General features: G+C 35.8%; 30 protein-coding genes. 15 read left to right on the top strand and 15 right to left on the bottom strand.

Annotated features, from left to right (window positions below; genetic code table 11):
- Position 1: 1 nt before the first annotated feature.
- Complete coding sequence (locus ACW9XA_RS06330; RefSeq protein WP_457763522.1) at positions 2-490, bottom strand: HEAT repeat domain-containing protein; 489 nt, start codon at positions 488-490, stop codon at positions 2-4.
- Between the two features lie 96 nt (positions 491-586).
- Between ACW9XA_RS06330 and ACW9XA_RS06325 the strand changes: the two genes are divergently transcribed.
- Positions 587-1,252, top strand: coding sequence for a peroxiredoxin family protein (locus ACW9XA_RS06325; RefSeq protein ID WP_457763521.1), 666 nt, complete (start codon positions 587-589; stop codon positions 1,250-1,252).
- A 109-nt stretch (positions 1,253-1,361) separates the two neighbouring features.
- Here ACW9XA_RS06325 and ACW9XA_RS06320 read toward each other — a convergent pair whose 3' ends face one another.
- From ACW9XA_RS06320 to ACW9XA_RS06310, 3 genes are read right to left on the bottom strand one after another with little or no spacing between them, the layout of a single operon-like run.
- Complete coding sequence (locus tag ACW9XA_RS06320) at positions 1,362-1,907, bottom strand: hypothetical protein (RefSeq protein ID WP_457763520.1); 546 nt, start codon at positions 1,905-1,907, stop codon at positions 1,362-1,364.
- A 1-nt stretch (position 1,908) separates the two neighbouring features.
- Positions 1,909-2,364 carry a 50S ribosomal protein L15e gene (locus ACW9XA_RS06315; protein WP_457763519.1) on the bottom strand — a complete coding sequence of 152 codons (456 nt, stop codon included), beginning with the start codon at positions 2,362-2,364 and terminating at the stop codon, positions 1,909-1,911.
- A gap of 30 nt (positions 2,365-2,394) precedes the next feature.
- Positions 2,395-2,616: a hypothetical protein gene (locus tag ACW9XA_RS06310; RefSeq protein WP_457763518.1), complete on the bottom strand. Its 222-nt coding sequence runs from the start codon at positions 2,614-2,616 to the stop codon at positions 2,395-2,397.
- 266 nt (positions 2,617-2,882) lie between these two features.
- On the opposite strand from ACW9XA_RS06310, the gene ACW9XA_RS06305 reads away from it, so the two are divergent.
- Together ACW9XA_RS06305 and ACW9XA_RS06300 are read left to right on the top strand one after the other, a co-directional pair.
- A complete protein-coding gene (locus ACW9XA_RS06305) occupies positions 2,883-3,545 on the top strand; it encodes a hypothetical protein (protein ID WP_457763517.1) in 663 nt (220 codons plus the stop codon).
- Positions 3,542-4,057 (top strand): thr operon leader peptide, encoded by a 516-nt coding sequence (locus tag ACW9XA_RS06300; RefSeq protein ID WP_457763516.1) that lies wholly within the window; start codon positions 3,542-3,544, stop codon positions 4,055-4,057. The genes ACW9XA_RS06305 and ACW9XA_RS06300 overlap by 4 nt, the downstream gene beginning before the upstream one ends.
- Here ACW9XA_RS06300 and ACW9XA_RS06295 read toward each other — a convergent pair.
- From ACW9XA_RS06295 to ACW9XA_RS06285, 3 genes are all read right to left on the bottom strand, one after another.
- Positions 4,054-4,911 carry a hypothetical protein gene (locus tag ACW9XA_RS06295; protein WP_457763515.1) on the bottom strand — a complete coding sequence of 286 codons (858 nt, stop codon included), beginning with the start codon at positions 4,909-4,911 and terminating at the stop codon, positions 4,054-4,056. The two genes, ACW9XA_RS06300 and ACW9XA_RS06295, sit on opposite strands and share 4 nt — an antisense overlap.
- A gap of 105 nt (positions 4,912-5,016) precedes the next feature.
- A complete protein-coding gene (locus tag ACW9XA_RS06290) occupies positions 5,017-5,949 on the bottom strand; it encodes a D-2-hydroxyacid dehydrogenase (RefSeq protein ID WP_457763514.1) in 933 nt (310 codons plus the stop codon).
- Between the two features lie 68 nt (positions 5,950-6,017).
- Complete coding sequence (locus ACW9XA_RS06285; protein WP_457763776.1) at positions 6,018-7,412, bottom strand: multicopper oxidase domain-containing protein; 1,395 nt, start codon at positions 7,410-7,412, stop codon at positions 6,018-6,020.
- A 127-nt stretch (positions 7,413-7,539) separates the two neighbouring features.
- Between ACW9XA_RS06285 and ACW9XA_RS06280 the strand changes: the two genes are divergently transcribed.
- From ACW9XA_RS06280 to ACW9XA_RS06270, 3 genes are all read left to right on the top strand, one after another.
- On the top strand, positions 7,540-8,901 hold the full coding sequence (locus tag ACW9XA_RS06280) for an aspartate ammonia-lyase (protein ID WP_457763513.1): 1,362 nt from the start codon (positions 7,540-7,542) through the stop codon (positions 8,899-8,901).
- Between the two features lie 3 nt (positions 8,902-8,904).
- Positions 8,905-10,173, top strand: coding sequence for a tRNA (N(6)-L-threonylcarbamoyladenosine(37)-C(2))-methylthiotransferase (locus ACW9XA_RS06275; RefSeq protein WP_457763512.1), 1,269 nt, complete (start codon positions 8,905-8,907; stop codon positions 10,171-10,173).
- Positions 10,174-10,246: 73 nt separating this feature from the next.
- The gene (locus ACW9XA_RS06270) at positions 10,247-11,197 is read left to right on the top strand and encodes a cell division protein FtsZ (protein ID WP_457763511.1); all 951 of its coding nucleotides are present in this window, start codon (positions 10,247-10,249) and stop codon (positions 11,195-11,197) included.
- 36 nt (positions 11,198-11,233) lie between these two features.
- On the opposite strand, the gene ACW9XA_RS06265 is transcribed toward ACW9XA_RS06270, so the two are convergent.
- The 3 genes from ACW9XA_RS06265 to ACW9XA_RS06255 are packed head-to-tail and all read right to left on the bottom strand — an operon-like array spanning position 11,234 to position 12,446.
- On the bottom strand, positions 11,234-11,701 hold the full coding sequence (locus tag ACW9XA_RS06265; RefSeq protein ID WP_457763510.1) for a 50S ribosomal protein L31e: 468 nt from the start codon (positions 11,699-11,701) through the stop codon (positions 11,234-11,236).
- On the bottom strand, positions 11,702-11,860 hold the full coding sequence (locus ACW9XA_RS06260) for a hypothetical protein (RefSeq protein ID WP_008301622.1): 159 nt from the start codon (positions 11,858-11,860) through the stop codon (positions 11,702-11,704). It abuts the gene before it with no gap.
- A 37-nt stretch (positions 11,861-11,897) separates the two neighbouring features.
- On the bottom strand, positions 11,898-12,446 hold the full coding sequence (locus ACW9XA_RS06255) for an NUDIX hydrolase (protein ID WP_457763775.1): 549 nt from the start codon (positions 12,444-12,446) through the stop codon (positions 11,898-11,900).
- 74 nt (positions 12,447-12,520) lie between these two features.
- On the opposite strand from ACW9XA_RS06255, the gene ACW9XA_RS06250 reads away from it, so the two are divergent.
- A complete protein-coding gene (locus tag ACW9XA_RS06250) occupies positions 12,521-13,258 on the top strand; it encodes a 5,10-methenyltetrahydrofolate synthetase (protein WP_457763509.1) in 738 nt (245 codons plus the stop codon).
- Here ACW9XA_RS06250 and ACW9XA_RS06245 read toward each other — a convergent pair.
- A complete protein-coding gene (locus ACW9XA_RS06245; protein ID WP_457763508.1) occupies positions 13,255-15,753 on the bottom strand; it encodes a dihydropteroate synthase in 2,499 nt (832 codons plus the stop codon). The genes ACW9XA_RS06250 and ACW9XA_RS06245 overlap by 4 nt on opposite strands.
- Before the next feature lie 32 nt (positions 15,754-15,785).
- Positions 15,786-16,748 (bottom strand): homocysteine S-methyltransferase family protein, encoded by a 963-nt coding sequence (locus tag ACW9XA_RS06240; RefSeq protein ID WP_457763507.1) that lies wholly within the window; start codon positions 16,746-16,748, stop codon positions 15,786-15,788.
- Positions 16,749-16,857: 109 nt separating this feature from the next.
- Here ACW9XA_RS06240 and ACW9XA_RS06235 point away from each other — a divergent pair, with 109 nt between their 5' ends.
- Entirely contained in the window at positions 16,858-17,958 is a 1,101-nt protein-coding gene (locus ACW9XA_RS06235; RefSeq protein WP_457763506.1) for an MFS transporter, read from the top strand.
- 5 nt (positions 17,959-17,963) lie between these two features.
- Here the strand turns inward: ACW9XA_RS06235 and ACW9XA_RS06230 are convergent, their stop codons facing one another.
- The 3 genes from ACW9XA_RS06230 to ACW9XA_RS06220 are packed head-to-tail and all read right to left on the bottom strand — an operon-like array spanning position 17,964 to position 20,514.
- The gene (locus tag ACW9XA_RS06230; RefSeq protein ID WP_457763505.1) at positions 17,964-18,722 is read right to left on the bottom strand and encodes an ABC transporter permease; all 759 of its coding nucleotides are present in this window, start codon (positions 18,720-18,722) and stop codon (positions 17,964-17,966) included.
- Positions 18,723-18,727: 5 nt separating this feature from the next.
- The gene (locus ACW9XA_RS06225) at positions 18,728-19,492 is read right to left on the bottom strand and encodes an ABC transporter ATP-binding protein (RefSeq protein WP_457763504.1); all 765 of its coding nucleotides are present in this window, start codon (positions 19,490-19,492) and stop codon (positions 18,728-18,730) included.
- Positions 19,489-20,514, bottom strand: a complete 1,026-nt coding sequence (locus tag ACW9XA_RS06220; protein ID WP_457763503.1) for an ABC transporter substrate-binding protein — start codon at positions 20,512-20,514, stop codon at positions 19,489-19,491. The genes ACW9XA_RS06225 and ACW9XA_RS06220 overlap by 4 nt, the downstream gene beginning before the upstream one ends.
- Positions 20,515-20,646: 132 nt before the next feature.
- Here ACW9XA_RS06220 and ACW9XA_RS06215 point away from each other — a divergent pair, with 132 nt between their 5' ends.
- The 7 genes from ACW9XA_RS06215 to lysM are packed head-to-tail and all read left to right on the top strand — an operon-like array spanning position 20,647 to position 26,328.
- Positions 20,647-21,846 carry an argininosuccinate synthase gene (locus ACW9XA_RS06215; RefSeq protein WP_457763502.1) on the top strand — a complete coding sequence of 400 codons (1,200 nt, stop codon included), beginning with the start codon at positions 20,647-20,649 and terminating at the stop codon, positions 21,844-21,846.
- Entirely contained in the window at positions 21,843-22,010 is a 168-nt protein-coding gene (gene lysW/argW / locus ACW9XA_RS06210; RefSeq protein WP_300325520.1) for an alpha-aminoadipate/glutamate carrier protein LysW, read from the top strand. The genes ACW9XA_RS06215 and lysW/argW overlap by 4 nt, the downstream gene beginning before the upstream one ends.
- A complete protein-coding gene (gene lysX / locus ACW9XA_RS06205; RefSeq protein ID WP_457763501.1) occupies positions 22,010-22,867 on the top strand; it encodes a lysine biosynthesis protein LysX in 858 nt (285 codons plus the stop codon). The genes lysW/argW and lysX overlap by 1 nt, the downstream gene beginning before the upstream one ends.
- Before the next feature lie 28 nt (positions 22,868-22,895).
- Positions 22,896-23,942, top strand: a complete 1,047-nt coding sequence (gene argC, locus ACW9XA_RS06200) for an N-acetyl-gamma-glutamyl-phosphate reductase (protein WP_457763500.1) — start codon at positions 22,896-22,898, stop codon at positions 23,940-23,942.
- 2 nt (positions 23,943-23,944) lie between these two features.
- Positions 23,945-24,748, top strand: coding sequence for a [LysW]-aminoadipate/[LysW]-glutamate kinase (locus ACW9XA_RS06195; protein WP_457763499.1), 804 nt, complete (start codon positions 23,945-23,947; stop codon positions 24,746-24,748).
- A complete protein-coding gene (locus ACW9XA_RS06190) occupies positions 24,741-25,922 on the top strand; it encodes an aspartate aminotransferase family protein (RefSeq protein WP_457763498.1) in 1,182 nt (393 codons plus the stop codon). Before ACW9XA_RS06195 ends, ACW9XA_RS06190 begins: the two co-directional genes overlap by 8 nt.
- Complete coding sequence (gene lysM, locus ACW9XA_RS06185; RefSeq protein WP_457763497.1) at positions 25,909-26,328, top strand: HTH-type transcriptional regulator LysM; 420 nt, start codon at positions 25,909-25,911, stop codon at positions 26,326-26,328. The genes ACW9XA_RS06190 and lysM overlap by 14 nt, the downstream gene beginning before the upstream one ends.
- The last annotated feature ends 67 nt before the right edge of the window (positions 26,329-26,395 follow it).

Genomic DNA, 26,395 nt, shown 5'->3' with positions numbered 1-26,395 from the left:
CTCATCCACCTGTTAACTTTGCAAATGCCTCATTCTTACTTAACTTTTCCATAAATTCAATGTTAGATAAAGCAACAACTGCAGATTCAACCACAGGTTCTTCAGGATCCTCTAATGCTTTTTGCAGAGCTGCTTTTGCATCTTTAGAGCCAACAACTCCCAAAGCAATCGCAGCCTCGTGTCGTACAAACATACTTGGATCATGTAATGTTGCATCAGTTAGGGGAGGTATTGCACTAGAATAGCTCATTTGACCCAATGCAAACGCAGCCTCGTGTCTTACCAATTCATTTTCATCATTTTTTAAAACTTTAGCAATATATGGAACCTTATCTTCTCCACCAAAATCAACCAAAATGCATGCCACTCTTGTCCTAACAACATAATCGGGATGATCCAGAAGAGAGACAAAATATTCAGTATCTTTTTGCTCATATTTTGATTCCATTTCAGCAAAAAGTGCCAGTCGTTCTTCAGTTACTGCCTGCATTTTGTTTTAGAACTTTCTGAGTCATATATTAGGTTACTTGAGAAAAACCAGAATGGATGCGTTATCTATTTAATGGAAAAAATTCGATAAATCAACATGAGTGTAAAAATTGGTGAGAAAGCACCAAACTTTGGAGTATCAGAATGGGTACAAGGAGCTCCAACAAATTTTGATCAAGAAAAAGATCACATCATAGTCTTAGAAGTTTTCCAAGTTAATTGTCCAGGATGTTTCATGCATGCAATTCCCGAGGCAATCAACATCTATAACAAATACAAAGATGAAGGAGTTAGAGTTTTAGGTCTTGCAACAGCTTTTGAGGATTTTGATAAAAATACATTAGAAAATTTGAAAATGCTTGCAGAGACAGGAGAAGTCATCGGGGAGACTAAAGAGGCACTTTCAGCATATGGTCAATTAAAAGAAGGTAACAAACTATCATACAAAATACCATTTCCACTAGGAATGGACAAACTTACAAAGACATCAGGGGAGATTAGCCAGGAAAAAATTATGGAATTTATTTATCCACAAATTCCAGATTTTGATTCCCAACCAGAAGAATACAAGAATCAGATTATTGAAAGAGTGAAAAGTTACATGAAATCTAAAGAGTATTCTGCTGAAACTTTTGAAAAATTTGCCTTGCAAGGCACACCTTCTATGATAATAGTAGACAGAAGAGGAATTCTCAGGGATGTGTCATTTGGACAATCAGGTCATGCTGAAGCAATAATTGAAAAATTGCTCAAAGAAGACTAATCATCTTATCAATACGAGTGTAACAGAAAGTATCACAGTAATTATAAATCCACCAACAAGAGCAATTTTTGCGTTATCCATAATCATTACAAAATATGCAAAATGTTTTTTATTTTCTTCCCTGTTTGATTTTGAAAATTATTACACCTGCAATAGCACCGACTATCAAGAGAATCATAACTACTGTATAGATCAAATCATAATCAGTTGGAAGGACGGGGTTTGATTGAGGAATTTCAGTTTCCTCAGATAACCCAAAAAAATGAGTCGTTCCAAAAATTTCTAACTGGTTATTTCCAGACCCTGTAAAATTTAATGTCACAAAAGAAATTTTTTCATTTGTGTTTACTTTTGGAAAATATTCTTTATCATTTAGATAAAATGTAAGATTGCCGCCAAGAAGGTTTTGTGGAATTATTATTTCTCCCAAGTTATTCTTTAACCCGCTGCTTATGAACAAAGTTAGTTTCTTCTCGTCTTTATCAAATTCAAAATTAGAAATGTCAAAATTAGAAACTATCTCTACTTCAAAAGAATAGCCCCCAGATTGTATATCCAATCGGTTTACCAATCCTGTAGAATCAGATAACAATTGACCATGTACAGGTGTCACTACACAGAGTAATGCAATGCATGCTAAGAATATAATTTTCAATTTATGCGGTTTTAGGAATTCTTTTAGTTAGTTCTTTATCTTGAGCAATTCGTGGATGATCTGGATCTGCCAAGATAACTTCAAACCAATAGTGTTTCCCATCTTTGTAGACAAAGTATGAACCTAAAAGTTTCATGTTAGGATACCTTTGAGCAGCTCTTCTATCTGCAACAGTTTTCATATCATCATCAGCCTTTATTCTTGTAACACCGAGATGTTTTGGTCTTCTACCACCAGTAGGTCTTTGTTTTCGCATACCACCAGTACCAACTCTCATTCTAACAACAATAATTCCTTGTTTTGCTTTATAGCCTAATCTTCTAGCTCTTTGTAATCTGCTAGGCTTATCAATACGAGCGACAGCACTTTGTTTACGCCATCCAACTACGCGTTCACGGATATCAGGTGAATTTTCTTTCCATAGTCTTATCCATGTCTGATCTTGATAACTAGGCATATCGAGATTGATGAAAATCCCATTAATAACTCAAATGCTCACATGTTTTGATTCTATAAAGATGGTATTTACTAAATCACCATTACTTCTTTTAGTCACAGTATCACGAGAAGCATTATGATGATTTTGCAGGTGTGCTTTTCTAGTTTTTATTCCATAATTCCTACATAATCTACAAAAATAGGTCACTTGTCTTTCTTCTCGAGGTTTTGCCTGAAATGAAGACACATCTAAAACAGATTCTTGTTTCATTGTAAGATGTATATTAAAAATAATATTTTAATCTTGTCATAAATATGACATGATGTAATTAAATTGAGATGTAGTGATTGAAGGTTTGGACAAGCATGAACGATGTTGAATAGTTAAAAATCTCTTGAGTGGGGTTTCACATTCCACACACTCAAAGAGTTTGCTCCCGCAGAAAACTCGATGAATCAAGTTGGCTCAAGTTATTAAAAAAGATTCCTCAGCATTGCTTTGAGATTTTTATTGAAGATGAAAGATTTGGAGAAAAGATGGCTAGCAAAATAGTATATTTATCAACAATTTTCACAATCTGTTTTTCAATATTTATCACAACTGCATATGCAGAACCCACCGTGTCCATAGACATAGAAAAAACAACATACCAATACTGTGAAAAATTATCTTACATCATTGAAGTTTCCGAAGTGACAGGCGATCCTGCAATTATTCACATCAGAGATGAATCAGGCAAAGGAAGTAGTGCAATCCCAATTCCAATAGGAGGATTGCAAAATTTAGTTCCCGCAGCATTTCCATTTGAAAAAGAACAATTTGCACCAGGAAAATACTTCATAGATGTGGAATACGATGGAGTTTCAACTACGGCAGAATTTGAAATTATTGATTCAGACAACATTTGTGTCCCAGGAATTGTCAAACAATTTATCATAGGATGGATTAATGGAGAACTTCCTGATGGTTATTTTGTAGATGCATTACAAAAAAATGTTAATCCAAAATTAATCAACATACCATTTGAAGTAAATGCAGAGAATATTTTAGAAATTAACATGCCAAGTTGGGTTAAAGAGAACGTAGGGGTGTGGTGGTTAAATAACATGATTTCAGATAATGATTTTGCTCAAGCGTTCAATTATCTATTTGAGAAAAAAATCATAAAAGAAAGAACAGTTGTAGATGATGCGATTTGAATAAACACACAGTCATTACAGGAATTGCAATAACAATTATCATAATCCCATTTGTTCATTCAGGATTAAGCATAGTAGGAGTACAGCAATTAGAATACAGATGGGATAGTCCAGGAGATTTCAATTTTTTTACAATGTCCAATTCAGGAAATATGGAATTTTGTAATACTGTGCCATATTGGACCAGTTTCCAAAGTTTTGAGATTGCAACATTTTATGATACAACACATCTAGGTTCATTCGTAGTAAATCCAACTACAATCAATCCACTATCATCAACAGTACAAGCAGGGATTTTTTCATCAGAAGAAATTTCTGCAGCCCAACACAGTTTCATGACGTTGGATTTTGAATTTGATGGGGGAGATATTAGACTCGACCCAAACAAATTCATGATAGTAATCAATGCAGACATACCCATCATAGGACTAATTCCATACTCTACTTCAACTCAAATGACAGGATTTGATTTTGATAGGATAATGAATTCTGAAAATTTGTCTTGTGATTAATTACTCTTACTTGCTTTAGCTACAATTCCAAGAATTACTCCAACAATTCCAGCAGCAGCAAATGCAATAGCAAAACCCATCATTAGATCTTTACCCATTCCTTTAACAGATGGACTTGATGATTTTACAGTTGGATCAATAACACATGCGCCGTTTTTAAGAATGGTTCCAGGACCACATCGCTCATCTAGAACACATGCATTGTTTTTAAGAATGGTTCCAGGACCACATTGAGTTTTAGGAGTATCCACCACTGGTGTTTCTTCTTCAGGGGTTTCTTCAGGGGTTTCTTCAGGGGTTTCTTCAGGGGTTTCTTCAGGGGTTTCTTCAGGGGTTTCTTCAGGGGTTTCTTCAGGGGTTTCAACTGGAGGTTCTTCAACTGGAACAGATACACCTCCAAATACAGAACCTATAATTTCAATTTCTTCAGTACCAGCAGGCAATTCAATACTTAATGTTCTACTTTGAGAAGAAGTGTCTGTTTCTGAGAACACAGGTTCATCACCATCAACTAAAATAATAAAATCATCATCTAATCCCTGATAAGTGGAATCAAAGAAAGAACGATCAAGAGTAATATCAAGAACGCCACTAGAGCCAGTAATATCAACTGTTAAAATTAATGATATAAAATCAGTGTCTGCCTCAATTCCAGATACAGTCATTCCTGTTGCATCATATTGAATATCAAAAGATGTTCCTTCAACATCGACAGACATTGTTTCTGCATAGACCAATGCCGTTGAAATTATAGTAAACAAGATCAAACCAAGAGAAATTTTCAATAAAGAATCAGCATTAGGAAGTTTGGTGTGCTTTTTCGAATAGATTTCCCTTACTGTAAAATTATTCATTTGTAATTTAGACTCCCAAATCGACGTTAAAAATGAAGAGACGATAATAAATCACGTAAAAGTCAAGCTTTTTTGGTTATTTTTATAGTTCAGGCAGAAGTTCTACTAGATTACGCCACGTAGAATCTGAATAATCTTTTCAGCAATCACATTTGCTGCCAAAGATTGAGCCTCTTTTGTTTGAGCACCGATATGCGGAGTCAAAATCACATTGTCCAGTTCAGCCAGCTTTGTTCCAATGGCAGGTTCTTTTTCAAACACATCCAAAGCAGCACCACCTAAAGTACCGTTTTTGAGAGCATTGTAAAGAGCATCCTCGTCAACAACACCACCTCTTGAGGTATTGATGATTTTTGCAGTCTTTTTCATAGTGGACATTTTTTCAGCATCAAGAAGATGATATGTAGAATCTAAAAGTGGAACATGTATTGACACATAATCTGAACTTTGTAAAAGAGTATTCAAATCAGCTTTCATCAAACCTACTTCTTTTGCAAATTCTTCATCAATTGGAACTACATCATATCCAATAATGTTCATGTTTAATGCACGTGCCAGTCTTCCCAGTCTTTTTCCAATATTTCCTAAACCAATGATTCCCAAATATTTTCCACGAAGCTCTGTTCCTTTGAGTTCTTTTTTGAGCCATTTTTCATTTCTTATCGCTCTGTCACCTCGTGTAGTTTGTCTTGCTAATGATAACATTAAACCTAAAACCAATTCTGCAACGGCATTCATTGCTCCCTCTACAGCATTGATTACACGAATGTTTTTTGCCTTTGCAGCTTCTTGATCAACATTATCTAATCCAACTCCAACTCTGGCAATAATTTTGCAATTATCAGCTTTGTCAATCATCTCTTTTGTGATAGTGGTTCTACTTCTAACAATGACAATGTTAAAAGAAGAAATCTTTTCAAGAATTTGTTCAGGAGATATTTCAGGTTCGTATGAAACTTTTAATCCGTTATCAATCAAAATTTTATTCAATATAGGATCGACTTCATCACAAATCAGTACAGAGTCTTCAAATCCCATATGGAAAGAAAAGGATCAACGGAATATAATTCATTAAGAAAATAAAAAGAAAAAAAGATGTTAAAAGATCAAGAAGTAAGGATTTCTGCTACTACAGGAATTACTTCCCATAATGCGACATAATCGCCACTTGCTTGCATTTCAGAAGCTACTTCATCAGTGTATAAACCGTGAATGTTTAGTGCAGGATGAGCAATACTGTTTGCTCCCATTGGTGGGACAGCATCACTTGGATTGCCTAAAGCGTATGCATAAGATGCTACTGGTGCTGGGATAACTCCTTTCTCAACTAGAACTGGGTTCAAGCCGAATGGGTCACCTGCTACAAAGACTGTAGCTGCGCCAGTGTAAATTGCTGCATAATCGTGGTTTACTGCTGCATATGCACCTGGTTCATCAAAGACCAAATCAACAATCATTCCTTGTGAGCCACCGAGTAACCATGTCTCAGTTGCTGCAGATTGTACTCTGTTACCTTGGACAACTCTATCCAAAATTTCTCCAACAATGTGGAAGAAAACTGGTTCGTTGCCTTGGTTTTCAATAAAGAGTCTCACGTGTTGATCATTTTCAACAAACAAGAGTTGTGATTGGTATTGCTTGTGTTCAAGTCCATTCCATGGTTGTGCAACAAAGATGTTCTTCTTTACATCGCCATTGACGAGTAAGTTATGAGCCATGTTTGGTACATAACCAAATTGCATTCCGTTAACAACTGTTGCAGTGTTATGATGTTGGAACATTGCTCCTGCATCATAGTTACCTTCAGGTGTTAGGTACAATTGATTGTATTGGAGTTGGAACTCTAATGCATCTGCATCATAGAATTTTCTGTCAATTTCACCGCTTCCACTGGTTTTCTCAACCATTAATTTCTTGTATCCATTAGCTGGATCAACGATTGCAATTCCGTACATGCCGGAAAGTACGTGTTGGTCCATACCAATTAGTTTGACACCAGAACAATGGTATTTGAAAATACCTGCGGATTCAGCAATGTAACAGTACTGACTTGTTTCACCAGGATTAACTGATTCAAAGTTTCCTGCTGACATTTGTGATGCGTGCATGTCGTTACCGTGTCCAGTAACTTCATCTGCTGGAATTTCAAGTGTCATTTTTACAACATCGCCTTGTGTAACTCTAAGGGTTGGTCCTGGGACTGTTCCACTAAAAGTCATGGCGTTGTAAGTTTTTCCTCCCATGATTGGAAGTTCAACACTCTCACCGGTCAAGTTAAACTCAACTACGGTTCTACCAGAGCTTTCTAAGACACCACAATCAGTTTCTGCGAATGCTTGAGGCATTACAAGTTGCAAACCACCCATTTGCTTAATTTGATCCATCACACTGACATCCATTTTATTCATGTCTAGTGATTGACCAGCAATCTGGGTTTGTGTGTATGTGCTTCCGAATAAGGTTGCTCCCATTACAGCTACTGCTGCAATAGTAAAGAGCATACTAATACGCTTATTCATAAAGCAACGCACTAGCGAATCCTATATAATAATTCCCATTACTGCTACCGGAAATTTTGAAATAATCTGAAAAAGAATGAATAACGGGTGAAAATTTAGTAAAGTCGACATGAAATTTAGATTAGATCAAGATTCACTTGGAAAAGTCAAAATCCCAACTGACGCATATTATGGAGCATTTACAGGCAGGGCCATCAAACAGTATCACGTAACTGGGAATAAAAGCCATGAAAATCTGATAAGGTCATTTGTAATGATAAAGCGTTCTGCAGCAGTTGCAAACATGAAGACAAAGGCAATAGATGCAAAGAGGGGAAAAGCAATTGTTTCAGCATGTGATAAAATTTTGTCTGGAAAGCATGTAGACCAGTTTGTAGTAGACATGATAAATTCTGGAGCAGGTACTGCATTTAACATGAATTCAAACGAAGTGATTTCAAATGTGGCGCTAGAAATACTTCATAAAAAGAAAGGACAGTATGAATTCCTACATCCAAATGATCATGTCAACATGTCACAATCAAGTAACGATACATATCCTACTGCAATGCATGTCGCAATTCTAATGAATCTCAAAGAGACAATTCCTGCCATAGATATTTTGATAAAATCATTATCTAAGAAAGCAAAAGAATTTTCATCATTTAAGAAAATTGGAAGGACCCACCTAATGGATGCATTACCAGTCACATTGGGGAGTGAATTTGCAGCATATGTTACATCAATCACTAAAGCAAGAAAAGAAATCATTGATGCACAAAAAGAGTTGCAAAGTGTTGCATTAGGTGGAACTGCAGTAGGTACTGGAGCTAATACACCAAAAGGATATAGAAAGATTGCAATATCAGAATTATCAAAAATTTCAAAGTTATCATTAAAACCAGAAATGGATATGCAACATGGTTTGCAAAGTAAATTTGCAGTTGCAAATTTGTCAGGGGCTTTAAGAAATCTGGCAATAGAGATTGGGAAAATTGCAAACGACATAAGGTTGATGGCATCAGGTCCAATTGCAGGATTGGCAGAACTAGGAATTCCTGCAGTTCATGCAGGCTCATCCATAATGCCAGGAAAAGTAAATCCATCTTTAGCAGAATGTATGAACATGGTTTGTTTCAACATCATTGGAAACGATACAGCAGTTTCATGTGCAGCTCAGGGAGGACAGTTTGAGCTAAATGTTATGCTGCCTGGAATGTTAAAGTGCATGTTAGAATCAACAGACATGATAAAAAATTTCTTGCCAATATTTTCTGCAAATTTGATTGATGGATTAACTGCTAACAAAGACAAATTACGTGAAGACATTGAGAATAGTCCGGTAATTGTCACATTGTTAACACCAAAGATAGGATATCTAAAATCAGCAGAACTTTTCAAAGAGTCACTGAAAACTGGAAAAACTATCAGAGAACTTGTTGTCTCAAAGAAACTGATGAGTAACAAAGAGATCGATTCATTATTTGGATAGAATATGGCAAAGATTTTCGTAGAAGCCTACGGATGCTCTGCAAGCTTTGCAGATTCTGAGATGATTTCAGGATTAATCCTGAATGGGGGTCATACAATTACAGATAATTCAGAAGAATCTGATCTAAATATTGTAGTAACATGTTCAGTCAAAGATTCTACTGCCAACAAAATGATGTATAGAATCAATTCGTTAAAATCAAAACCACTTATTGTAGCAGGATGTCTTCCAAAAGCTGAAAAAGAAAATGTAGAAAAATTTTCAGAAAATGCCAGTTTGTTAGGTCCAAATTCATTAGGAAAAACTCTTCAAGTCATCAACACAACATTGAGAGGTCAAAAACAAATTGCGTTGGAAGATTCAGACTTAACCAAAGTAGGACTTCCCAAAGTTAGACTTAACCCATCAGTAGGAATTGTAGAGATTGCAAGTGGATGTATGAGCGAATGTACTTTTTGCCAAACCAAACTATCCAAAGGAGATCTGTCAAGCTACAGATTGGGAGACATTGTCAGACAAGTCAAGACCGAAATTAAAGAAGGATGTAAAGAAGTATGGTTGACATCTACAGACAATGGGTGTTATGGATTGGATATTGGAACAGACTTGCCAACTCTGATCAATGCAGTTTCAGAAATTCCAGAAGATTTTATGATTAGAGTTGGAATGATGAATCCAATGTACATGCCAAGGATAAAAGAAAAACTAATTGATTCTTATGACAATGAAAAAGTTTTCAAATTTTTACATATTCCAGTTCAAAGTGGAAGTGACAAAGTCCTAAACGATATGAAGCGAGGCCATACATCTGGAACATATAGAGAAATTGTGAATAAAATAAAAGAAAGGTTTGCAGACTTTACTATCTCCACAGACATCATTGTTGGATTTCCTTCAGAAACTGAAGAAGAATTCCAGAAAACAATCTCATTGCTTGATGAAACAAAACCAGACGTGGTAAACCTATCAAGGTATAGTGCAAGGCCCGGAACAGAGGCAGCAGAATGGAAACAAATTGATGCATCCGAAGTTAAACGAAGAACCAAGATAATTTTTGAGCAGATCAGTAAATTATCCATGGAAAGTAATCAGAAATGGATCGGTTGGAAAGGCAAAGTCCTATTTGACGAGATGACAGATGAGGGAATAAAAGGCAGAAACTTTGCCTACAAGCCCATAGCAGTAGAAGATGATGTAAAATTAGGCCAATCACACATAGTCGAAATTACTAATGCCACAGTAAAGAGACTGGTTGGGAAGATCGCAAGCTAATTTTTTTCGATCTAAAATTTGATTAAAAAAACGTAAGAAGGTTTTTTATCTAAATCAGAAAATAAGATCAGAAATGAGTTTCCAAGTTAAAGAACCAGTTTTGATCATAGGCATTGGAGGCGTAGGCTCAAAATTAGCACTGCAAGCAAAAGAGTCACTAAATTCAGATTGCATGGTAATTAGTAATGACAAAAAGGACTTGTCACAAGAAAGCCTATCAATACACGTTTCAACAGATTCTGTTGTCAACCCATCTGTTCAGTTAATCAGAGGCTCAACTTACAAAGTTGAAGATGAAATCAAGTCAAAAATTTCAGGTTATTCTACAGTTATCTTAATGAGTAATTTAGCAGGTAAAGCAGGCTCAGCCATGGCTCCGGTCATATCTGAAATATGTAAAAAATCAGATGCAGGTTTGATTTCATTTGCAATTATGCCTTTCAAATATGAAAAAGACAGAATTTTCAATTCAGGAGTATCCCTAAAAAGAGTCAGAGAGAATTCAGAGTGTACTGTTGTATTAGATAATGACTCATTGTTAGAAAGTAATCCGGATTTGAGTCCAAAATCATGCTATGAAATTGCAAATTCTGCAATGATGCATGTAATAGAATCACTAGGCACATCAGAGATATCATCTGAGACCAATGTCATCTCTACTAGTAAGAATGGACAAAATATCGAAGACTCACTCAGAGATTCACTAAAAATGCTATATGGTAATGCACCACCAAATTCTGTTAAACGTTCAATGTTGTATGTAGTTGGAGGTAGCAATATTCCTGTAGGAGTAATCAATTCAATTACAAATCTTACTGCAGGAATTGTTAATGAAAGTAATTCACAAATCGATATGGCTTCAGAATCAGAAGATTCCAAAGTTGTAATGCTATCATCGATTCAAGGAATGACAAAGTTTGACAGTTATGATCCATTAGGAATGATTCCACAGGAAAACACTCTTGATTGGTCAACACCAGATTGCAGTATTGATTGTGAATTAGATTTATACCAATTAGAATAAACTGATTGTTTTAAAATTATAATTTTTTGAAAAGAATTAATCTTTCTTTGGTGCTTCTTTAGCTGGTTCTTCTTTCTTTGGTGCTTCTTTAGCTGGTTCTTCTTTCTTTGGTGCTTCTTTAGCTGGTTCTTCTTTCTTTGGTGCTTCTTTAGCTGGTTCTTCTTTCTTTGGTGCTTCTTTAGCTGGTTCTACCTTATCAGAAACTTTTTTGGTTTCTTTTTCAGGAGAAACTTTGGTTTCTACTTCTTCATCGTATCTTGAAACAAGAACATAACCTTCTTCGGTTTTGCTCATTCTAACTCTAACTTTTCTTGGAGGACTTCTAACTCCTTTTGCCCAAACCTCATGTGCTAATTCTTCCTCAATTTTTATTGTTTCAACTTTCATATGATGTTGAGCAAATTCTCTAATCATGTTAATTGCTCTAACAGCTCTATGTTGAGATTGGGAAAGTTTTACCTTACCTAAATTAATTGTGTAAACTCGTTCTAATTCTTGAGACATCTATCCTACCTCCACATCAGTTGATCTCCAAGCTCTACGTTTTGGATTTGTTCTTACATTTCTCTTAGTTTTGAGAATAATCCATGCGGGTACTGCTGAAGTCTGTCTAGTCTTTTTGAGTAGACGGATTTTCCTTGGAGAGGACTTGCGTGCAGCCATAGATTTTCAGGCACGAAGAGCTCTTTTTAAATGAATCTCAGGATTTTAGGCAACTGTGAATTTGTTTTAGGATTCGAGCAGATGCGCCCCATACAATTTGATTCTCATATTCAAAAGTATACATTTCCTGAATTTGATTATGGGATGGATCAGGATCCTTTGCCTCAGTTTTTAAAAAGGATTCTAGAGGGATATGAAAAATTTTTTCAACTTCAGCATTGGCAGAAAGTGAGGGGATTTTGTCAACTATTGCAATAAAAGGCAAAATCAAAAAACCAGAATTCAGAGTTATTACAGGATCTAATTGTCCAATCACTTGGTCTTTAGAAATTGTCAGTCCTATCTCCTCACTAGTTTCACGCAATGCAGTTTCTAACAAATCAGAATCATTAGGGTCCAACTTCCCACCAGGAAATGAAATCTCACCAGCATGGAATTTCATATCTTTTGGTTTTTCAGTCATTACAACTATTGGTTCATTGCCATAAATTACAACAAGGATTGATGCCAAACGATACTTGTCACTATGTTCTAACAAAGGATCAATAGGAGTAGAGAGAAGCGATTTTAAATCATCTAAAAGCATCATAGTTCTTTCCTACTATTCCATATGGGTTTTGATATTCAAAGGTTTTAACCCAGAAGAAAAGAAATGAAAATATGACAATCAGGTATGAAGCCAATCCTCCAAAAATTTTACCGGATGTCAATACTGATGAGTCAATTCAAAAATTTGTTGAAAAGATAAAAATCATTTCAAAGAAATGTGATGCCATACATCTAACTGAAAACGTGTTAGGATTTCAAAGAGTTTCACCAATCAAAGTTGGAAAAATTATCAGAGAAGAAATTCCAGATTTACCAATTACCGTCAGTCTCAGAGTCAGAGATAAAAGTGAAGATGAAATTTTAGAATTTGTCAACAATTGTATTTCCATTGGCTTCTCAGGAGTTTTGATTTTGATGGGAGATCCGTCACAAACAGGAAAAAAAGATTCAGGTCAAATTCCAAGTTTAACTGTAAAAAGGTTAAGAGAGCAAGGAGTGGATTCAAAAATTGATTTGTATCTTTCAATATCAAACAAGCCTGATTTTTCAAAAATCGGAAAAAAACTAGAAGCAAAGCCCAAAGGATTCATGACTCAAGTTATTCAGAATATAGACCAAGTTGAAGAACTATATGAAAATCTCAAAGGCTTTTCAATAATTCCAATTCTGCTGTATCCATCTCCAAAAAATGAGAAATCTGCAGAGTTTCTGAATTTAGATTTAGCATCATACAGCAAAGAATTTGAAGGGTTATTGGAAAAAACACAAAGCATTACAGGAGATGTTTTACTTACTTCTCCAAGTGACTTTAATGGACTGGACAAATTTTTAGAAAAATATACCAATTAAAGCACAAAATATTTTGCATCAGGGTGATGAACAACTATTGCAGCAGTTGATTGTTCTGGAATAATTTGACCAGACTCCGTCAAGGTCATTCCAGATTTTTCAGGTTGCAATAATTTCCAGACAAGATGATGTTGAGACACATCAGGACAGCTAGGAAATCCCCAGCTGTATCTTAATCCACCTTTTTCCAAATGTAATTCAGATTTTATTTTTCTATTTACCCATTCAGCTAAGGCTTCAGCTACTTCAACTGCCAATCCATGAAGATAGTATGCATCAGTATACTTGTCTTCTTTATTCCATTGTTCAATTATTTGAGCCACTTTGTTACCTACAGTAACAGACTGAAATGCAACAATATCATCATCTCCAAAATAGTCAGTCAGGCAAAGATGGTCAGGTTTTGTGGAGCGAGGAAATTCCAACTCTATATCGTCACCATCAGGATTTTCAACTAGTAATGTTCTATCTTTGTTGTGACATTTGAAATACCCATATACAATTTCAGGTTCTAGAAGTTTATCCCTAATTATTCGAATTTTCCACTCAGTCAGTAATTGTTCATGTTCGTCTTGAGATTCTGAACCTGCTTTTCCTCTCAATCCCCAAGATAATTTGAAGAGAGATTTTTTATCAATCATGGTCCAAACCTCATCCATGTTGATTTGATCTAGTTTTAGTCGAATTGGTTTTCCAATAATTTTTGGATTGGGTGCAGGTACTGGCTTGATTTCGCTTTTTGGAAGCGTATCAGGATCTAATGAAACAGTAGATTTGTCTTTCCAGTTCTCAAGTTTTTCTTTCCAATCAGAAAGGAGTTTTGGTTTTTCATCAGAAATTAAAACATCCATTGTTTTTAGACCTTCAAACATAGTATTGCAGTAAAATACGCCGGGCTCGTAAATCCCATCTTCTTTTGCTATTCTGTTAATGTAATTACTGTTAATCGCAGCCCCGCCACAGAGAATTGGTATATCCATATTGTTTTTTCTAGCATGCTCTACAAAGAATTTCATTTGTTTTGATGTGGATACTAATAATGCAGATAATCCTACTGCGTCAGGTTTTGTCTCATTAATTTTTTCAAGGAATTTTTGCAATGGTACTTGTTTTCCCAAATCATGTACAGTGTATCCGTTATTTTGAAAGATTGTCTTTACAAGATTTTTACCAATATCATGTACATCACCATAAACAGTTCCTAGAACTAGAACTCCTTTACTTGTCCCTTCTTCTTTGATCAAATATTTTTCAAGTTCGCCTACTGCAGCCTTCATGCATTCTGCAGATTTTAGGACAAAAGGCAAAATCAATTCGCCAGCACCGAATTTATCACCAACTTCTTTCATTGCAGGAAGCAAGTCCTCATTGAGAGTCTTTATCGCACCATCATGAGTCACTTCTTGATTAGCATTAAGAGACAAAACCCCATCAGTGTCTTGAATCAGGTCATTTTTTCCTAGTTTTTCTGCAATTGCCGAAACGACATCGTTTTGAATTCCATCTTTGAGTCTATTTACAATTCTAAAGTTAGCGCGTTTTCCAGCAGGCCAGGTAGGATCAACATCTACTTTCTTTGAGACATCTCCGCTTTGAGGTCCTGCTTTCTCAAAGTATGTAATCAAGTCAGACAAGGCATTTGGATGTTTGTTGAAAATCAGATCTTCTGCAAGGTTTTTTTCTTTCTCATCAATTTCACCATATGGAATAATCTCCTTTGCATTTACAATTGCAGTGTCAAGGCCAGATTTTACAGCATGATATAGAAAGACAGAGTTTAGAATTTTTCTGGCATACGGGGCCAATCCAAAACTAATGTTGCTTAAACCTAAAGTAGTAAATGAATTTGGGAATTTTTCTTTAACTAGTCTGATTCCTTCAAGAGTGTTTTTTCCAGCATCAAGAAATTCATCCTCTCCTGTTGCCAAAGTAAATGTAAGAACGTCAAAAATGAATTGCTCAATTTTCAAACCATATTTTTTTCCAGTTTCATAGAGCAATTCAGCAGTGTCAACTTTTTGTTGAGGGGTTTTTGCCATACCTTCTGGCCCAATACATAATGCAATTGCAGGCAAACCATACTTTGCCATTATCGGAGCTAGCTTTTCAAATCTGTTTCCATCTCCTTCAAGATTTATAGAATTAATGATGGGTCTTCCAGGGATTTGAGTTACAGATGCTTCAATAACTTCAGGATCTGTGGAATCAATTACTAGTGGTGCATCAATTTCCAAGCTTAGTCGTTTTACCAAATTTAACATAAATTCACGTTCATCTGCACGTTCTGTTGTTGCAACACAGACATCAAGACAGTGAGCTCCATCCTCAACTTGGATTCTACCCAAATCAACTAATCCATCATAGTCATCAGCAAGAACTAGTTTCTTTGCTTTACGAGAACCCTGAGTGTTAATTCTTTCTCCAATTATCAGAGGTGGAGGGATTTGTTTTAGATCAACTGCTTTCAATGCTGAACTTACTCTAGGAACTGTCAATGTAGTAAAATCACATCTGTTTTTGTAAATACTTAACCCTTGATAGAATTTGCTTTTTCGTCAATTACCTTCCTTAAGGCTTTGATGTGCTCAGGATTTGTTCCACAACAACCGCCAATAATTCGGACTTTTTTGAATTCATTTAGAAAATCACCTAAAGCTGCACCCATTTTTTCAGGAGTCATCTTGTAAACTGCTTGACCTCCATCATTTTCAGGCATGCCAGCGTTTGGAACAACCAATACACTATGTTCATTTTGCTCATCTAGCCATCTAACACTTGGAGTCATCTCAATTGGTCCAGTAGAACAGTTTAATCCAAATACGTCGATTCCCATGTCAGATACTGTTGTGTATGCAGCTTGGATGTTTGTACCAAGCAACATCTTACCATATTGATCTAAAGTAGTGTTTGCAATTATCGGAACTTTTTTGCCAGTTTTTTTCATGGCATTGTGACATGCCTCAATTACCAATTTTACTTCAAGAATATCCTGGCTGGTTTCAATGAGTAATGCATCAACTCCTCCAAGAATCAATCCTTCAGCTTGTAACTCAAATGCTTCTCTAATTTCATCCAAAGGTTTTTGACCCAAATCAGGATCGTTTGAACTTGGAAGATATCCAGTAGGACCCATAGAGCCAATCACATACCGAGGTTTGTCAGTATACTCGTTGCATACTTCAGATGCCAAAGTAGCAATTTTCTTGTTAAACTCTACTGTTTGATCACCAAAACCATATTCGTCAAGTTTAATTTTGTTTGAGCCAAAAGAATTAGTTTCAATACAATCAGCACCAGCATCTAAATAATTTCTATGAATTTGTTTAATCCATTCAGGATGAGTAATAACTAAGCCATCGTTAAATCCGTCTTGATTATTTGGAAAGTCTTCAGGTTTAGGATCATGTCTTTGAATTTCAGTTCCCATTGCACCGTCAAACAACAGAATACGATTTTTCATTGCATCAAGAAAAGGTTCTTTTTCTGTCAATCTGATTTCAAAATAATACTGGACAGTTTAACTCTTTTCAGAAAAGATACAGAAAAGTGTGATTGATACGTATATTGAAATTAGGTTAAAGATAATTTTTTGTATATTTATGCAAAAGTCTCAAGTAAACAATCTAGTTCGTAGTGCCACTTTTTTTCAACATGCTGGAATTTCCATAATCTTTGTGTTTATGCCTGTCATAGCAAGAGGCGTTACAGAATCAGTATTTGAGATTGGACTTTTAGTAGCATCATTTAGTTTTGCCCAAATCTTATCTGAAATCTATTTTGGAAGACACTCAGACAAGAAAGGAACCAGGCTCAAATTCATCAGAATAGGCTTTATTGGGTGCGCAATTACATTCGGATTACATTATTTTGCAGACGACCTTGGCATGTTTTTCCTAGTCAGAATTGCTGCAGGGGTTGCAAGCGGAATTATGATTCCTGCAATGATTGCATATACCTACGAGGCAAATATTGACAAAAAGAGAGCAGCAACAGTAATTTCGTTTCATGCATTGGGATGGCTTGCCGGAATTGCAGCTGCCGGAATTGCAAATGATCTGAGATTAATTTTCTTGATCAGTGCTGCTTCATTTGTGATTGGATTGTTATTCACAATCAAATTGCCAAACCCACAACAAGTAAAAGAATTAACACCAGGAACTACAAAAAATGTAATTCTAAAAAACAAGTTTCTCTTTTCGTCACTATTACTAAGACATATTGGAGCAGCGGCAGTTTGGACAATTCTTCCAATAATGTTAATGGAGAAATTAGGTGCAGAACTTTATCAAATATCAATAGTATATGTTGCAAACACATTGACAGCTTTTATTTTGATGAATGTTATGGCAAGCAAGATTCATCTATCAAATGTAGCAAAGTTTCAAATCGGTGTTGGATTTACAACATTTGTATTTGTTGGGTTAGCAGTAATCACAGACTGGTGGATGGCAATGCCGTTTATGTCACTTGTTGGTGCAACGTGGGCATTTTTGTTCATTGGTGGAAATTTCCACCTGATGGAAAACAATCCACGTTCAACATCAACGGGGATTTTCAGCTCTACGATATCAATTGCAACAGTAGTTGGCCCAGTAATAGCAGGAAGTATTGCATTTTTGTTTGATTATACTGCAGTGATGTATTTTGCAATCATAGTAATCATATGCGCATTTGTGGTATCACTAAAGATTAGAAAATAAAGAAATTATCTCAGACCCCAACGAGACATTACTTTGTTTTCAAATCTCTTGAAAATCACACCATCAACTGCAAGACCGATTCCCATGATCACAATCATTATTCCAATGACTTGCGAAACATCATTTAGAGAACGACCAGCATTAAGCAAAAAGCCCAATCCTAGGAATGAAAATAGAATTTCTGCACCAATTACACCCCTCCATGCAAAAGCCCAGCCTTGTTTAAAGCCAGAAATCATGTATGGAAAAGCTGCTGGAATCAAAACCGAAGTGATCAACTGGCTGCCCTTTGCACCCATGTTTCTGGCTGCCTCAATAAAATGAGGATTGATGTTTTTGACTCCAGTGTAGGTGTTGATGGTTACTGCAAAAATAGCACCGATTGCAGTGACAAAAATTATTCCACCATCAGTTAATCCAAACCAAAGTATTGCCAAAGGCACCCAAGCAATAGAAGGAATTGATTGTAAACCTAAAACAAGAGAGCCAACAGTTTGGTTAATCACCTCAACTCTTGCCATAAATATTCCAAGTACAATTCCCCCACCAATTGCAATTGCCAAACCAATAGATAATCTCCACATACTAGTTGCTATTCCATACAACAAACTACCATCAGCTGCACCATATGCCAAATCTTCTGCAACCTCATATGGGGATGGGAAAATGTTTTCAGGCCAAACTCCAAGCATTGCAATGATTTGCCAAACTGCCACTATTCCAATGTAAAATGCAATTCTATGAAACGTGTAATTTTTTGCCATGATTGTCACTCTTTACTTTTTTTTACCTCGGGTCTAAGTTCTGCCAAGATGTCTTGCTGAAATTTCAGCAATGATTCATCTTCAGTTATTCTAGGTCTTGGAAAATTATTCTCAACTTCTTTTTTAATTACAGATGGGCGATTACTGAAAATTGCAACTTTGGTTCCAAGCACTGCAGCTTCTGAAACACTATGAGTTACAAACAAAATTGTCTTTTTTGTTTTCTCCCAAATTAATTGCATTTCAACTAATAGTAAATCACGGGTCTGTGCATCAAGTGCAGCAAAAGGTTCATCCATTAACAACACGTCAGGATCCATTACAAGTGCTCTTGCAATTGCAACACGCTGCTTCATTCCCGTTGATAGTTGATAAGTATACGAATCTGCAAACTTTGTCAATTGCATCATATCCAAATATCGATGAGATATTTTGGCACGCTCTTCTTTTGGAATTCCTGCCATCTTTAATCCAAATTCCACATTATCCTGAACCTTAAGCCATGGAAATAGTGCCCCTTCCTGAAACACCATAATCCTCTCCGGACCTGTCTCTGAAACAGTATGACCATCAAACAAGATTTGTCCATCATCAGGCTTTTCCAAGCCTGCAACAATGCGTAAAAAGGTAGATTTTCCACATCCTGATGGACCTACCAAGCACACAAAGTCTCCTGCCTCAACTTTGAGATTGACACCACCCAGTGCTTTGAGTTTGTGAGAATCATGGCTGAAATATTTTACAATATTTTTTGCTTCAAGTTTGGTCATGTAGTACCATCTCCATCAATAGAATTTGTATCAAAGTAGTAAAAAATACCAGACAAATCATATCCATTTCTTCCAAGATAGCCTAATGCATCTGCTTTCTCAGCAAATGAATGGACAGAATCAGGCAAGGGATCATCAGTGATTACAAGGTTTGATAATGCAACATCTACAACATCATCAGATAAGGATTGGCCCAAATGAGAATTTAAAAAATCATTAAAAATAATTCTAGTTTCCATTGGATTTTGATTAATCCAATCTGCAGTGTCGCTATTAGATTTCAATAAATTTTTAATCAGTGTTGGATTTTTTTCTACAAAATTTGTATTGCCAATTAAAAGAACAGATGCAAACTCATTGTTTGTCCATAATTCTTCTTCATGAAACAATCGTTTTCCATTCAACTCATATTCTAAGATAGTGGCCCAAGGCTCCGCTACCCAAGCACCATCAATATCACCCTTAACAAACAATGTGTAAATGTCAGGATTTGGAATATTGTAAATAATTACAGAACCGCCTTTTTCAGCTGGTTTGAGTCCATGTTCTGACAAGTAATTTCTCAAGGATACATCTTGGGTGTTACCGATTTGAGGGGCGGCAATTTTTTTTCCTGCAAAATCAGATGCAGTATTTATTTCAGATAAAGGATGAACGATAAAGCTTGCACCACCACTTGCAGCTCCTGCAAGAATCTTTACATTGTGATTTTCTGAATTTAGAAATCCGTTAATTGCAGGGCCTGGACCCACATATGCAACATCAATTGAATTGGCAAAAAGTGATTCGATTGCCTGGGGTCCACTATCAAAAACTCGAGTTTCTATTTTTGTTGTGTTTCCTATACTTGCTTCAAAAAACCCTTTTTCAATTCCAACTATTGGGATTGCATGACCAATGTTTGGAAAATATGCTATGCGTATTTTATTTTCATTCAAAGAATTTTCAGAATTAAGAGCAATTCCGACTATGGAAATGAGAATAACTGCAATGCTGAGAGATATAATCAAACGAGTTTTCATAAAACAGCGTTATATCTGGCGGTTAAATAATCATCGAATTTTAGCTCAAGCTAGTCAGAAATTTTTTCAAAATAATTGATTTTGAGTCCATCACAAAAGATAAATTCCAAAATACGACGGAAAAGATGTTTTATGACTCAAAAAGGAATTCTTGCATTTTCAGGCGGACTAGATACTTCAGTTGTTGTAAAGTATCTTCAAGATGAACACGATATGGATGTCATCACTGTTACAGTAGATGTTGGACAAGGAGATGATTGGAAAAAGATTGCATCTAAAGCAAAAAAGCTTGGTGTAAAAAAACACTACAACATTGATGCAAGAAAAGAGTTTGTCAAAGATTACATTTTCCCATCAATTAAAGCAAATGCGCTTTATCAAAAAAAATACTGTCTTGCAACAGCACTTGCCAGACCATTAATTGCTCAAAAAGTTTTAGAGATTGCAAAAAAAGAAAAAGTAACATCGCTTGCACATGGTTGTTCTGGAAAAGGAAATGATCAAGTAAGATTTGATATCACGTTACGTTCTGGTTCTGATCTTCCAATCATAGCTCCTATTAGAGATAAAAATTTGGATAGGGATACAGAATTGAAATTTGCAAAGAAACACGGAATTGAAATAGATACAGTAGCTAAAAAATTCAGTATTGATCAAAACTTGTGGGGTCGTGCAATTGAAGGAGGAGTTTTAGAAGATCCTTACAATGAACCACCGGAAGATGCATTCATTTGGGTCAAAACAAAGAATTTACCAGACAAACCAACATACTTGGAAATTAAATTCAATAAAGGAATCCCAGTTGCTGTCGATGGCAAAACAATGGAGCCAGTAAAATTAATTGAATACATTAACAAAAAAGCAGGTAATGCAGGTGTTGGAATAGTTGATCATATAGAAGACAGGGTTGTCGGAATCAAATCCAGAGAAGTGTATGAAACTCCAGCAGCAACTTGTTTAATTGAAGCACATGCAGATTTAGAAAAAATTGTCCATACCAAACACGAAAACAAGTTCAAATCAATTATTGATGACGAATGGGCATATTTGGCATATTCAGGACTATGGCAAGATCCTCTCAAAACAGATCTTGACGGATTCATAGAAGCATCACAAAAACCAGTTTCGGGAACTGTGAAGCTGAAATTATACAAAGGAGGCCTCAGAGTTGTCGGCAGAAAATCCAGTAATTCATTGTACAGTCACGATATCGCAACTTATGGTGCAGAATCAACATTTGATCAAAGATCAGCCAAAGGATTCGTAGAATTGTGGGGAATGCAGTCAACAGAAGCTAATAAATTACAAAAGAAAAGGTCAACAAAAACATGAACTGCCCAGAATGTGATGCAACAATAAACATCCCAGACGATGCCTCAGTAGGAGAAATTGTCTCCTGTCCTGATTGTGGCGCTGACTTTGAAATCGCAAAAAAAGACGGATCAAATGTTGAGCTAAAACAAGCAGAAACTGTAGGCGAAGACTGGGGAGAGTAATGTCAAAAGTTTGTATTGTCTTTGACCGTCTAAGAGCGGAAGAAAAGATGCTACAAAAAGAAGCATTGGAACTAGGTCACGATGTATTGATGTTAGATGCAAAGATCACTCAAATCAACACAGATAGCAAAAAAGAAGATTATGATTTAGGAGATATTGTTTTAGAAAGATGTGTTAGTTATTTTAGAGGACTCCATTTTACAGCCAGTCTTGAATTCATGGACATCCCAGTACTAAACAAATTTGCAGTTGCAAACATTTGTGGAAATAAAATGTTCATGACATTACTTTTGAAAAAGAACAATATTCCAACACCTAAGACATATTTTTCATTTTCAAGTGAAAGTGCAGCAGAAAATTTGGAAAAAGTGGGATTTCCACTAGTCATCAAACCAGTCATAGGAAGCTGGGGAAGAGGAGTGTTGCCACTAAAAGATAAAGATACAATGGAAGCAGTTTTTGAAATCAGAGATATTACAGATAGCCCTCATGATAGAATTTACTATTTACAAGAATTAATCAAAAGGCCTCCAAGAGACATTAGAGTTATCACAGTAGGAGATGAGCCAATTGCTGCCATGTATAGAAAATCTTCAGGAGGATTTAAGACAAATATTGCACTAGGGGCAGATCCAGAGCTTTGTGAGATCACAAAAGAGATGGAAGACATGGCATCTAAAGCATCCAAAGCCATGGGAGGAGGAATTTTGGGAATTGACATGATGGAAGATGAGAAAAATGGATTAGTTGTCCACGAAGTAAACAACACAGTAGAATTCAAAGGATTATCAAGAGTTGCACAACGAAATATACCAAAAGAAATGGTAGAATTTGCTCTAAACTACATAAGAAAATAAATTATACTACATTAGAAGTGGTCTTATCATGAAAGTAGGAGTTGTTGGAGCATCTGGATATGTAGGAGGAGAAACACTTCGTCTTCTTGTCAACCACCCAGATGTCGAGATCGCAATGGTCACATCACGACAACATGTAGGGGAATATCTACACAGAGTTCAACCAAGTTTGAAGGGATTTACCGATCTCACATTTTCAGAATTAGATTATGATAAATTGACTGACAAATGTGATCTAGTATTTACAGCAGTACCACATGGAACAGCAACTGAAATTGTCAAAGCACTGTATGACAGAGGAATCAAAGTGATTGATTTGAGTGCAGATTACAGATTGCATGATCAAGAAGCATATGACAAATGGTATGGTTGGAAACATCCACATCCAGATTATTTAGAAAAATCAGTTTTCGGAGTTCCGGAATTACACAGAGAACAAATTAAAAAAGCACAACTTGTTTCTTGTCCAGGATGTATGGCTGTAACATCAATGTTGGCACTGGCACCATTAATTCGAAATGACATTATTGATATTGAACATATTGTAGTAGATTCAAAGATTGGTTCATCAGGTGCAGGTTCTGGTTCAGGAACAGCACATGCAATGCGTGCAGGAGTAATCAGACCATACAAACCAGCAAAGCATAGACACACAGGCGAAATTGAACAAGAGCTCAGTGAAATTGCAGGAAAGAAAATTCATGTCTCAATGAGTCCACATGCAGTAGATGTAGTTCGTGGAATCTTATGTACAAACCATACATTCTTGAAAAAAGATATTGAAGAAAAAGAATTATGGAAATTGTATCGTCAAGCTTATGGAGAAGAGAAATTCGTCAGACTAATCAGAGACAAAAAAGGATTATACAAATTCCCAGATCCAAAATTCTTAGTAGGTTCAAACTTTTGTGATATAGGATTTGATTTAGACGAAGACAACAATAGATTGATTGCATTGTCTGCATCAGATAATTTAATGAAAGGTGCAGCAGGTTCTGCCATTCAAAACATGAATGTAATGTGTGGTTTTGATGAAATGGACGGACTAAGATACACCCCACTCACTCCAGTTTAGAAATGATCACAATTAAAATCGGCGGAAGTGTAGTAGACGATTTACATCCATCAACAATTTCAGATATTAAAAAAGTAGCAGAAACAGAGGGGATAATTATTGTTCATGGTGGTGGAAAAGAAGTCACCAAAGTCTGTGAACAATTAGGAAAAGAACCAAAATTTGTAACATCTCCAAGTGGCATCAAAAGCAGATACACAGACAAAGAGACAGCAGAAATTTTCACTATGGTCATGTCAGGTAGAATTAACAAAACAATTGTTCAAATGCTTCAGAAAAACGGTATTAATGCAATTGGTCTTTCAGGAGTAGATGCCAAAGTAATCGAAGCAGATAGAAAAAAGAAATTATTAATTGTAAATGAAAAAGGCAGAAAACAAGCAATTGATGGCGGATATACTGGAAAAATTCGCCAAGTTAATGCAAAATTCATCAAATCCCTCCTAGAACAGGGTCTTACACCAGTTATTTCACCCATAGCAATGAGTGAAGAATCAGAATTTCTCAATATTGACGGGGACAGAGCGGCAGCATATGTCGCAGGTAAGGTAGGATGTGATAAAGTATTATTCATCACAAATGTGGATGGATTATTAATGGATGATAAACTAGTTCAAAAATTAACATTGGCTGAAGCAAAAGAGATTAGACCAAAGATTGGACCAGGAATGGAAAAGAAGATTTTGGCATCCACTGAAGCATTAGATATGGGAGTCAAAGAAGCTTTGATTGGAAACGGTCAAAGAGAAAATCCAATATCATCAGCCATTGCACATGATAATTGTACGGTGATTGAACATGAGTGAAGATCAATACATGGGCAATCTCTATCAGAGATTCCCAGTAACAATTGAAAAAGGAGTCGGTTCTCATGTTTGGGACATAGATGGAAAAGAATACATTGATTGCATGGGAGGATACGGCGTAGCTTTAGTTGGTCATAAAAATAAAAGAGTTAATGATGCAATAAAAGAACAAATTGATAAAATCATAACAGTGCATAGTTCACTATACAACAAAACTAGAGAAGAGTTTTTGAAAACATTAATTGGTTTAGCTCCAAATGGACTCACACAAGTTCATCTAAACAACAGTGGGGCTGAAGCAATTGAAGCTGCAATGAAGTTTGCAAGAAAGTTTACAGGCAAAAAAGGAATGGTCGCAATGAAAGGTTCCTATCATGGAAAATCATTTGGGGCATTATCATTAACATTTAATCCAAAATACAGGAAAGCTTTTGCTCCACTCGTTGAAAAAGTTTCATTTGCATCATATGGAGACATAGAATCATTACGTTCAGAAATTGATGAAGACACTGCATTTGTAATTTTAGAACCAATACAAGGTGAAAGTGGAATCATTGTCGCACCAGACGGATTTTTGCAAGAAGTCAGGAAGCTTTGTGATGAAAAAGGAATTGTGTTAATTTTTGACGAAATTCAAGCTGGTTTAGGCAGAACAGGACGATTATGGGCATGTGAGCATTGGAATACCATACCAGATATTTTGTGTCTTGCAAAAGGAATTGCAGGCGGTGTGCCAATGGGAGCAACACTGGTAAAACCAAATATTTTAGCTGCAATAAGCAAAGGAGAGCATTCATCTACATTTGGAGGCAATCCAATATCTTGTGCAGCAGGAACTGCGGCACTCAAGGCAATTACAGAAGATGGAATGATTGAAAATTCTAAAAAAATGGGAGAAATATTCAGGGAAGGATTAGAAAAACTAAAAGAAAAACATACTATGATTAGAGAAGTCAGAGGAAAAGGCCTCATGATTGGAGTAGAGATGAAATTTGAAGTTAGAGATATTTTAATGGCATTAATGGAAAAAGGAGTCTTAATGTTGTATTCAGGAAGAAACATCCTAAGAATTCTTCCACCACTAGTAATATCTGAAGAAGACATAACAAAAGTTTTACATGCTCTTGATTCCGTATTAACTGAGGAGGAGCAAAAAAGAGATGTTCAAGGATAAAGTAGACGAAAAAATCATTGGTTATCTAAAAGAAGATTCTAGAGAATCATTTGTAGATATAGGTAAAAAACTCAAATTATCAGAATCAGCAGTTAGAAGGCGTGTAAAAAATCTAGTAGACAGTGGAACAATTAAGAAATTTACTTTGGAAATTGGAGAAGAAAATACAACTAGTGCAATTGTTTTGGTTTCAGTGGATTCTGCAACGGATACATCCAAAGTATCATTAAAGCTTGCAAAACTAGAAGGCGTTAAAACAGTTTATGAAATCACAGGTCAATATGACATTACAACAATTATGAGTGCTACAAACATTGCAGAGATCAATAGCAGCATTGATGCATTAAGAAAGATTCCAGGAGTAGTAGACACTAACACGGTCATTATTTTGAGAAAAGTAGCCTAAAACGACTTTCGTTTTGTAATTAAATTTAAAAACTAATTTAGGATCATTTTTGTGTATTTCAGACGAA

The organism is Candidatus Nitrosopumilus sp. bin_6a (assembly GCF_054095695.1).
This window is presented reverse-complemented; position numbering and strand designations above follow the sequence as displayed.